Raw genomic sequence first — 9,869 nt, forward strand, 5'->3', positions numbered from 1 at the left:
ACATGAAAAGAATTACTTTTTAAGTGGCAATCTAAACGGAGAGGCTTATAAATAGATGAACATAGTTGGGAGCAGTCTTAAACATTTGCTGATTATCAAAATAATATATCCTATATTATTAAATTTTATCGATGCTCATCTTCTCACAACAACTGAAGCAATGGAGCAAGATAAAAGGGAAAATAATCTTCCTAATTTTGAAGATGAATATCAACAAATAGCTGCTATCAAGTCGATCTATTTATTTTTGTTTAATTATATCAATAAACATTTAATTACAAGGTCAGAATTGATAGAATCATCCGAAAATAACCATAACTTATATCGGTTAAAGTATGATGAAACTGTTGAAATTCAACAACCTATCAGTTGTCAACCAATACCCAGTGTATTAAAAGAAAAAGAAGGAATTTTTAAATTTACCGTTCCTTTTGCTACTGAAGTTAAAAATGTTGAACTGTTTGGAATTGATGCTATTGGGTTTTCTGAAGATAAAAAGATTATATTAGAAACAGCTTTAGACAGAGTAGACTGTTTAGAACACAGTGTCATTTCAACACTTAAGCAAGGTTTTAATTTCCAATATATTAGACCGATCTCTGATTCCGAACATATTGATTTAGCTTGTTCATTAGTTAATTATTGGAGTCGCTTGTACGCTCATTGGATTTCTGAGGGATTAACTCGGCTAGAAGCCCTGGAATATTATTCTAAAAAGACAGGCAAAAAACCATTATTAATAATTGATAAAAACCCTCCACATTGGAAAATTAAATCTTTAGAATTGATGGGTTATCGGGTAGAAGATTGTATTCAATGGAATGGATATAGAGCTAAGATTAACGAATTAGTTATTTGCTCTAAGCGGCGGGAAGAAGGCCGAGTTTCAATCAAAGCTTGTTCTTGGGTAAAAGAACGTATTCTTGGTAATATAGATAGTTATGCGAGTTCAAAAATTCCTTTGAGTCCAAACGTTTTTCTTTCTCGCCGTCAAACAAATGCTCGACGCATTCTCAATGAAGAAGAAGTGATAGAAACTTTAGCTAAAATGGATTTTGTTACTTATGTTCTTGAAGATATAGATTGGCAAGAGCAGGTAAAAATTTTTGCTCAAACCAAAATTATTGTTGCTCCTCATGGAGCCGGATTAACAAATATGATTTTCTCTCATAGAGCCACTATTATTGAAATATTTGGTCAAAAAATTAGTCATTTTTTCTATACCATAGCTCAAGGCTTAGGATTTAATTACGGATGTCTCTTTTGTGAAGCAAATAACGAGAATATTATTGTTGACTGCGAAGAATTAACTAAACTCATTTATAAAATGTCAAACAAAAAGTTATAGTTATAGAGCTATCCTATTTGATAACAGAAAAAACCAACCGATACACGCGATCCACAACAGTATAATACAAAAATACATTTAGAAGATATAAATTGAATTGGTGAGACAAAAGTGTGTTATACTAATAAACGTTCTAAAAGATTAGAATATCAAGCTTTGAATGAACAGTCAAGTGAATTCTCCTAAACGTTGCTTAGTGACTGGTGCTGCTGGGTTTATTGGCAGTCACTTGTGCGATCGCCTCCTAAAATCCGGTCATAGTGTTGTTGGTTTGGATAATCTGGTTACAGGGCGAACTGCTAATCTAAAAGTAGCTCAAACCTCTAAAAAGTTTACTTTTATGGAGCAGGATATAGCCACTATTTCCGCTCCCACCCTAGCAGACATTGATTGGGTATTTCATTTAGCAGGATTAGCTGATTTAGTTCCCTCAATCCAAAATCCTGGAGACTACTATCATTCTAATTTACATAGTACCTTCGCTCTTTTGGAGGCTTGCCGTACTGCTCAAATCGAGAGGTTTATTTACACAGCTTCCTCTACCTGCTACGGCATTCCTGACCAATATCCAACACCAGAAACATATCCCTGCCATCCCAAACACCCCTACGGATTGACTAAATATATGGGGGAACAACTCGTCATGCATTGGGCGCAAGTTTATAAACTTCCAGCCCTTTCATTACGACTATTTAACGTTTATGGGCCGCGATCGCGCACGACTGGCGCGTATGGTGCAGTATTTGGCGTATTTTTGGCTCAGAAACTAGCCGGAACACCTTTCACTGTCGTGGGCGATGGGAGTCAAACTAGAGACTTTACCTTTGTCAGCGATGTAGTAGAAGCGTTTGTCAAAGCTGCTCAATCTGATAATATTATAGGCGAAATTATCAACATTGGTTCCGGTCAATCAGAAAGCGTTTTGAGACTCGTTCAATTATTAGAAGGCCCGATCGTCCATATCCCCAAACGTCCAGGAGAACCCGATTGTACTTGGGCAGATATTACCAAGGCTACGACTCTTTTAGGATGGCAACCTCAAGTAACCTTGAGTCAAGGGGTAGCTGAGATGTTAGCAAATATTGAACTCTGGCGAGATGCTCCAGTCTGGACACCGGGAGCGATTCAGCAAGAGACAAAATCCTGGTTTGAGCATCTAGGTTAAAGAATTAACATGACAAACGCATCCATAAGACTTTACCAACAAGCGATTCAGGTACTAACCACTGGTAAATCGCTCTGTCAAATTACACCCCAAGTGCAAGCGATCGTCACAGAATCGGGAATTCAAGCAGGGCTTTGTACTCTTTTCCTGCGTCATACTTCAGCCAGTTTACTGATTCAGGAAAATGATGCGCGACCGGATGTAGAAGCATTTTTTGCCAAATTAGTTCCAGAAACAGGTCAATATCTCTTAGCAGGAGAGGGTTTAGACGATATGCCTGCCCATATTCGAGCCGCCCTCACCAACACTTCCGAACAAATTCCCGTTGGTGAAGGTCTTTTGCTGGTGGGTCGCTTGCAAGACATCTATATTTGGGAACATCGCCAGTCTGGTCATTCTCGTGAAGTGATTATTAACATTTTGGGATATTAAATAAAGTGCAAAAACAATTAGGGATTAATCAAATTCCCTTCGTCAATCTCAAAAGTCAACACGCTTCCCTGAAGTCTGAGTTGCTGGCAGAAATTAGCGAAGTCATCGATGAAGGGAACTTTATTTTAGGCGAGCAAGTTGCTGAGTTTGAGCGTCAGTTTGCTCAATTGTGCGGTGTTCGTTATGCCATTGGCGTAAATTCTGGGACAGATGCTTTAATTTTCGCACTCAAAGCAATTGGTATTCGTTCCGGTGATGAAGTTATTACTGTTCCTAATTCTTTTGTGGCTTCAGCTAGCTGTATTCGCGTGCTTGGAGCTAGACCTGTATTTGTTGATGTGGGCGATGATTACAATATTGATCCCAGCCAAATTTCATCTGCCATTACCCCTAAGACCAAGGCAATTCTCCCAGTCCATCTTACAGGGCGACCTTGCGATATGGAGCCAATTTTAACCCTTGCTCAAGAAAAAGGAATAGCCGTAGTAGAGGATGCGGCTCAAGCTGTACTGGCTGAGTATCAAGGTCAGCCAGTGGGTTCTTTTGGAACAGTGGGCTGTTTTAGCTTACATCCACTCAAAAACTTAAATGCTTGTGGAGATGGGGGAGTGTTAGTTACAGATAATTCAGAACTGCACGACAAGCTGAAAATTATGCGTAATATTGGCTTGCGTAGTCGCGATGACTGTGTTTTATGGTCTCACAATTCCCGTTTAGATACTTTACAAGCAGCAATTCTTTTAGTCAAATTGCGCTACCTCCAGGAATGGACACAGCGACGTCGGGAAAATGCTCGCTATTACCAAACTCAACTTGCTGGCATTCCTCAGATCCAAATGCCGTCAGAACGTGAGCGGGAAAAATGCGTGTACCACACCTTCGTCATCCAAGCTAAACGGCGCGATGAATTGCGCCAATTTTTGAGCGATCGCGGTATTGGCACGGCAATTCACTATCCCGTACCAATTCATTTGTCTACAGCAGGCAAAGAATTAGGCTATGCAGAAGGCAGTTTTCCTGTTGCAGAGATGCAGTCTCATCAAATTTTGAGTTTACCTATTTATCCAGAATTAACAGTTGCTCAACTTGATGAAGTCTGTCAAAGCATTAAATTGTTCTATCAATATGTGTAATGTGTAGGTTTGAAAAACTTATCGCAAATAATGATATAATCCAATTTGGCATTCCTAACGTTTAAAACAGTCGTATCAAGAGGTTTAAATATGCCGAATAACATCAATTCATCAAACATTGCCTGTGCAGCTTGGGGCTGGAGAGAAGTAGAAATACCGGAATATTTTCACTGGGTAGCCAACCAAGGTATTCGCTCAGTAGAAGTCAATGCTCATCCACAAGCACCCAAACACCTTTTAGATAGTGGTAACGACGAATCAGTCGCCAAGATTGCTACTTGGGCAGAGGAAGCCGGAGTAGATATCATCTGTATAGCCGCACGAAATGATTTCACTATTCCCGACGAAATAGCTCTCGAAAAAGAGATTCAAAGAGTACAGCGTTTTATTGACACAGCTAAACAACTGGGAGCAAAATTCGTCCGCTTATTATCTGGTGGTCATAGAAACGATAACGTTCCGCCAGAGGTTTTTACTCGGCTTCACTATGCTTTTAACCAAATTGGTGATTACGCCGAAGCACATGGTATTAAAATAACCATTGAAAATCACGGTGGTCCAACAGCAACAGGGCAACGAGTTGCCAAGATTATGGAAGGCATCAAGAGTCCTGTGGTTGGAGTCAACTACGATCCTGCTAACTTTTTGAACCAGGGGACAGATCCTCTGATGGCACTACGCTACATCCTTCCTTGGGTAAACTACAGTCATTGGAAAGATGTCACATGGGCTGATGGCAGGCCCCAGTTCTGTGCTTTTGGAAAGGGAGAAATCGTTTGGGAGCCTATTATCACAGAACTATTGAATGCAGGTTATCGAGGATACTGGGCAGTTGAGTACGAAGAACCAGCAGATGTTCAGCATGGCACTAAAGAGAGTTTGGATTATTTGTGCCAATTGTTACAAGAGTTTTGATTCCTGTTCTCAGTCACGTGATTTCTAATTTTTATAAGAGGATACCCGATTAAATGTCATTTTCTTTAGATGGACACGTTGCCTTAGTCACAGGAAGCAGTGCTGGGTTGGGGAAAGCGATCGCGTTGAGGCTAGGTTTAGCGGGTGCTAAGGTTGCCCTCAACTACAACAACAATGTATCGCGTGCAGAAAGTGCGCTGGCAGAGTTACAGGACCTTGGCTGTGAGGCTGTCCTCGTCAAGGGTGATGTAACCAATGAAGAAGATGTGACAGCGATTTACGAAGCGATCGCTACACAGTTAGGATCGGTAGATATTTTAGTGCTGAATGCAACAGGGAATCAGCCCCAGATACCCTTTGAAGAGTACACTTGGCAAAATTTCCAGACAATGATCGACTTTTTTATCAAGAGTCCTTTCTTGCTCACCCGTGCTTGCTTACCCGCGATGAAGGAGAAACAATGGGGACGAATTATCAATATCAGTAGCGATGTTTTTTTTCGGACAGTCAACAACTTTAGTGCTTATGTTACCGCTAAAGGCGGGCAAATCGGGTTCACCCGCAGCATGGCAACCGAACTTGCTCCATTTGGCATTACAGTGAATGCGATCGCTCCAGGGTGGATTCCTGTAGAACGTCACGAGACTACCACTCAGGAGAAAAAAGATGCTTACCAAGCAAGAGTTCCCATGCAGCGTTTTGGCACCCCACAGGATATTGCGGAAGCAGTGCTTTACTTCGCTAGTCAAGAGTCCCAATTTGTTACTGGACAGTATTTGTGTATCAATGGTGGTATATCTCTCATGTAAATCCAGATTTTTTGACACTAAAGAATTCATAGCAACTCCTAATAGAAGCACAAATAAGATTGTCGAGGCTTGATATGAAATATTCCGAACATAAGACAAAGCTCTTACCTCCAGTCACAAAACCAAAATACGTTGTTTTTACAGATTTTGATGAAACTTATCTTGCTCACGAAAACAAAGAGTGTCATCAAAACGAGCAAAAAGAACTTGAGGAGTATTTACTAAACAACTCTCATGAAAAACAAATTATCTTTGGTTGGGTTACTGGCAGCAGTATAACTTCAGTGTTCTCTAAAATGAGTAGATATGAGTTAAGATTATTACCTCATTTTATTGCCAGTAGTTTAGGTACAGAACTGATGTACTTCGATGAAAAACACTACGGTGAAAAAGATGAAACATGGGAAAGCAATCTCAGAAAAACTGGGTTTTCAGATAAGTTAGTTAATGATTTAGTTAATATTTTAAAATTAGATGGAATAAATCTGATACCACAACCTCAAATAGCAGATTCTCATTTTTTAAAAAATTACTATTACTATCAACAAAACAAACAACTTGATATACAGGTGTTTGTCAAAATAAAATATTTAGCTAAAAATGCAGGAATTAAAGTAAATATTAGTCAATGTAATCCATTAGTTGGAGATCCCCAAAATTGCTATGATGTCGATTTTATCCCTTCAGGAACAGGGAAAAAACATATAGTTGATTTTATTTTAAAGCAGACAAATGTAAACTATCAAAACTCTATAGCTTTTGGCGAAAGTGGCAATGATATCGAAATGCTTCAAGCAGTTGGACATGGTTATTTAGTTGGCAACGCTACAAGCGAAGCTAAAAAATTGCATTCTCAAATAGAAAATAATGAGTACACCAAAGGAATATTGTCTGTATTAAAAAGACTTATAAAGTAATTTATGAATTTAGGACTATTGCCAAAGTTAAATTTAAATCTTTGCTATGCCTAAAGATACAAGCTTTTTACCAGTAGTTTATGTAAATCTCAATTGGGGAAACAATTATCTTTTAATCACCGATTATGCCGCAATACTTCGGGCAACTGCATACCAGCGAGCAGCCTTGGTCAAACCTGGGAGCAGTACAATCAATACAACAGAATGAGCGCCGTATCCTCTTCAAATGCGGCGACCCCTGCCTTGCTATTAGCGTGCTTGCACCAAACTTAATTCGGGTACGGATGACGCCAACTGGTCAATTCCTGCCTCATCGGTCATGGGCAGTCACACAAGCAGATGAAGAATGGCCTACTGTGCCGTTTGAGGTGCGAGAAACCTTAGATGCAGTAGAAATTCAGACTGAACAGCTTCGCGTTCTTGTTAACCAAAATCCTTGTCGTATCCAATGCTTCGACAAATCCGGACAACCCTTTGCCCAGGATACAGACCAGGCGATGGGGTGGCGGACTGACACTACTGCTGGGTGGAAACAAATTGAAGCTGACGAACATTTCTATGGCTTCGGCGAACCCACTGGTTTACTCGACCAACTGTCTAAAGTGAGAACTAATTGGACAAGTGATGCCATTGATTTCGGCATTCTTACAGACAGTATGTATCACGCGATTCCCTTTTTTATGGCGTTGCGTCCGGGAGTGGGGTATGGAGTTTTCTTCAACACCACATTTTGGAGTCGATTCGATATAGGTGCAGAGCAACCTGGAGTCTGGCGGATGGAAACGCAAGCTAGCGAACTGGATTATTACATTATTTACGGCCCCGAACCCGCAAAAATTCTCGATACTTATACTCAGCTAACCGGACGGATGCCTATGCCGCCTCGATGGTCGCTTGGGTATCACCAGTGTCGCTGGAGTTACGAGTCACAAGATATAATCCGCAAATTAGCTAGTGAATTTCGTCAGCGCCAGATTCCCTGCGATGTCATCCACTTCGATATCGACTACATGAATGGGTACCGGATTTTTACCTGGAGTCCCAAGCGGTTCGCTAACCCGAAAGAATTGGTAGACGACCTCAAGCAGAATGGCTTTAAGGTGGTGCCAATTTCTGAACCTGGGGTGAAATACGACCCAGAAGCCGATTATCAAGTCTTTGACGAGGGACTTAAGAACGACTATTTTATCCGCAAAACTAACGGTCAACTGTTTCACGGCTACGTTTGGCCTGATAAAGCTGTTTTTCCCGACTTCATGCGCCCTGAAGTCAGGGACTGGTGGGGAAATTTACAAAAAAGCCTAACCGAAATCGGTGTTGCTGGTATCTGGAACGATATGAACGAACCCGCACTTGATGACCGACCGTTCGGCGACCCTGGTAACAAAATAACGTTTCCCCTTGATGCTCCGCAGGGTCCAGCAGATGAGAAAACAAACCATGCAGAAACTCACAACCTCTACGGGTTGATGATGGCACAGGCATCTTATCAAGGGATGGAAAAGTCACGTCCGGGAGAGCGTGCTTTCTTCCTAACCCGCGCCGGATATGCTGGCATTCAACGTTGGTCAGCCGTATGGACGGGGGATAATCAATCTTTGTGGGAACACATGGAGATGTCCATCCCGATGCTTTGTAACCTGGGTTTATCGGGCGTCGCTTTTGTGGGTACGGATATTGGAGGGTTTGCGGGTAATGCGACGGCGGAATTATTTGCTCGTTGGATGCAGTTAGGAATGCTTTACCCGTTCATGCGGGGTCACTCGGCGCTAACTACAGCACAGCACGAACCTTGGGCATTTGGTGACCAGGTTGAAAAAATTTGTCGCGAATACATCGAACTCCGTTACCAATTGCTGCCCTACACATACACCCTCTTCTGGGAAGCGGCAACTACAGGAGCGCCAATTTTGCGCCCCTTGCTCTATCATTTTCCCAATGACCCGAAGACCTTCACTATCGCCGATCAGATAATGCTTGGCCCTTCGTTACTAGCAGCACCGATTTACCGTCCAGGTGTCGAACACCGTGCCGTTTATTTGCCGGAAGGTCGCTGGTACGACTGGTGGAGTGACGAGGTTTTTGAAGGGCCGATCGCTATCCTAGCCCACGCACCACTAGAGCGGATGCCATTATATGTCCGTGCAGGCTCTATTATTCCGATGGCACCAGTAATGCAATACGTAGATGAACGCCCCCTAGACGCTCTGACGCTTCGGATCTGGAGGGGCACAGGTCAGTTTACTCTTTATGAGGATGATGGTCATACTTTTGATTACAAAACAGGTGCCTTTTGCACGACAACTTATCAAGTTCGTTCCGAAGGGCAACAAATTATTGTTGAGATTGGATCGCGAGAGGGTAGCTTTTTACCTGCAGGGCGTGAAACTATCGTGGAACTCGTCGGCATTGGTGAACAACGCTTTGTCGATCGTGGCACTGCACAGCAGTTGACGTTTTCAATATAGAACCCATTTAGGATCTTTTTGTTGTCTCACAAGCCTTTGAGGTATCTAGGTTGTATCTGGTTTGATGCCTGTTAGCTTAAAGTCCTGACTCTGGTATTAAATCCTTTGGTAAAACGATCCCTCAAAACCATATAGTTCGCTCGCTACGGGCGATTGAATGACCGCGGGTACTCGAATGACTGCGGGTGCTCGGGTTGTAGGTTCCCCCCCTGCAGAATTGAGGTAAAATTACCATCAAAATAGTCAGATCGGATGATGCCATACTCTACTAATCTCACAGATGCCGAATGGGAAACTTTGTCGCCCTTACTCTCTCAAATATTTCCACTAAAAAAGAAAAGTCGTCCCCCTAGCTGGACTCAAAGAGAAATTTTAAATTGCATCGCCCGATCGACTCAAAAATGGTTGCAATTGGGGTGATTTACCATGGATATTTACCACCCTACTCAACAGTATATTGGCACTACAAACAGTGGAGGAAACAAGGAGTGATTGAAGAGTTGATGAAGGTCTTACATCCCACATCTGCGGAACACATTCTCGAAAATAGCATCGGTTTGAGCAATCTTTTTCAGGGGTTTCGTTTTTTGTGTTTTTTTAGGCGATAAGCTGTTGCACATTTAAACTGTGATACAAGCATTACCCTTATTTTTGATTTTGCGACTCCATTTAATTATTAATT

General features: G+C 41.8%; 9 protein-coding genes. All 9 read left to right on the forward strand.

All coding sequences use genetic code 11. The features are described 5' to 3' along the window. Positions 1-55 precede the first annotated feature (55 nt). Positions 56-1,348 carry a glycosyltransferase family 61 protein gene (locus tag QUA13_RS24360; protein ID WP_333202697.1) on the forward strand — a complete coding sequence of 431 codons (1,293 nt, stop codon included), beginning with the start codon at positions 56-58 and terminating at the stop codon, positions 1,346-1,348. 160 nt (positions 1,349-1,508) lie between these two features. Continuing rightward, the gene (locus QUA13_RS24365) at positions 1,509-2,513 is read left to right on the forward strand and encodes an SDR family oxidoreductase (RefSeq protein WP_333202699.1); all 1,005 of its coding nucleotides are present in this window, start codon (positions 1,509-1,511) and stop codon (positions 2,511-2,513) included. A gap of 9 nt (positions 2,514-2,522) precedes the next feature. Then, on the forward strand, positions 2,523-2,945 hold the full coding sequence (locus tag QUA13_RS24370; protein ID WP_445242744.1) for a secondary thiamine-phosphate synthase enzyme YjbQ: 423 nt from the start codon (positions 2,523-2,525) through the stop codon (positions 2,943-2,945). 5 nt (positions 2,946-2,950) lie between these two features. Further along, positions 2,951-4,078, forward strand: a complete 1,128-nt coding sequence (locus tag QUA13_RS24375; protein WP_333202701.1) for a DegT/DnrJ/EryC1/StrS family aminotransferase — start codon at positions 2,951-2,953, stop codon at positions 4,076-4,078. Positions 4,079-4,168: 90 nt separating this feature from the next. Beyond that, positions 4,169-4,993, forward strand: coding sequence for a sugar phosphate isomerase/epimerase family protein (locus QUA13_RS24380; RefSeq protein ID WP_333202703.1), 825 nt, complete (start codon positions 4,169-4,171; stop codon positions 4,991-4,993). A 53-nt stretch (positions 4,994-5,046) separates the two neighbouring features. Further along, a complete protein-coding gene (locus QUA13_RS24385; RefSeq protein WP_333202705.1) occupies positions 5,047-5,802 on the forward strand; it encodes a 3-oxoacyl-ACP reductase family protein in 756 nt (251 codons plus the stop codon). A 74-nt stretch (positions 5,803-5,876) separates the two neighbouring features. Next, a complete protein-coding gene (locus QUA13_RS24390) occupies positions 5,877-6,719 on the forward strand; it encodes an HAD-IIB family hydrolase (RefSeq protein WP_333202707.1) in 843 nt (280 codons plus the stop codon). Between the two features lie 125 nt (positions 6,720-6,844). Next, positions 6,845-9,187 (forward strand): glycoside hydrolase family 31 protein, encoded by a 2,343-nt coding sequence (locus tag QUA13_RS24395; RefSeq protein ID WP_333202709.1) that lies wholly within the window; start codon positions 6,845-6,847, stop codon positions 9,185-9,187. 252 nt (positions 9,188-9,439) lie between these two features. After that, positions 9,440-9,607 (forward strand): hypothetical protein, encoded by a 168-nt coding sequence (locus QUA13_RS24400; RefSeq protein ID WP_333202711.1) that lies wholly within the window; start codon positions 9,440-9,442, stop codon positions 9,605-9,607. Positions 9,608-9,869: the final 262 nt, after the last annotated feature.

Source organism: Microcoleus sp. S28C3, from assembly GCF_036700785.1.
GTDB lineage: Bacteria > Cyanobacteriota > Cyanobacteriia > Cyanobacteriales > Microcoleaceae > Microcoleus > Microcoleus asticus.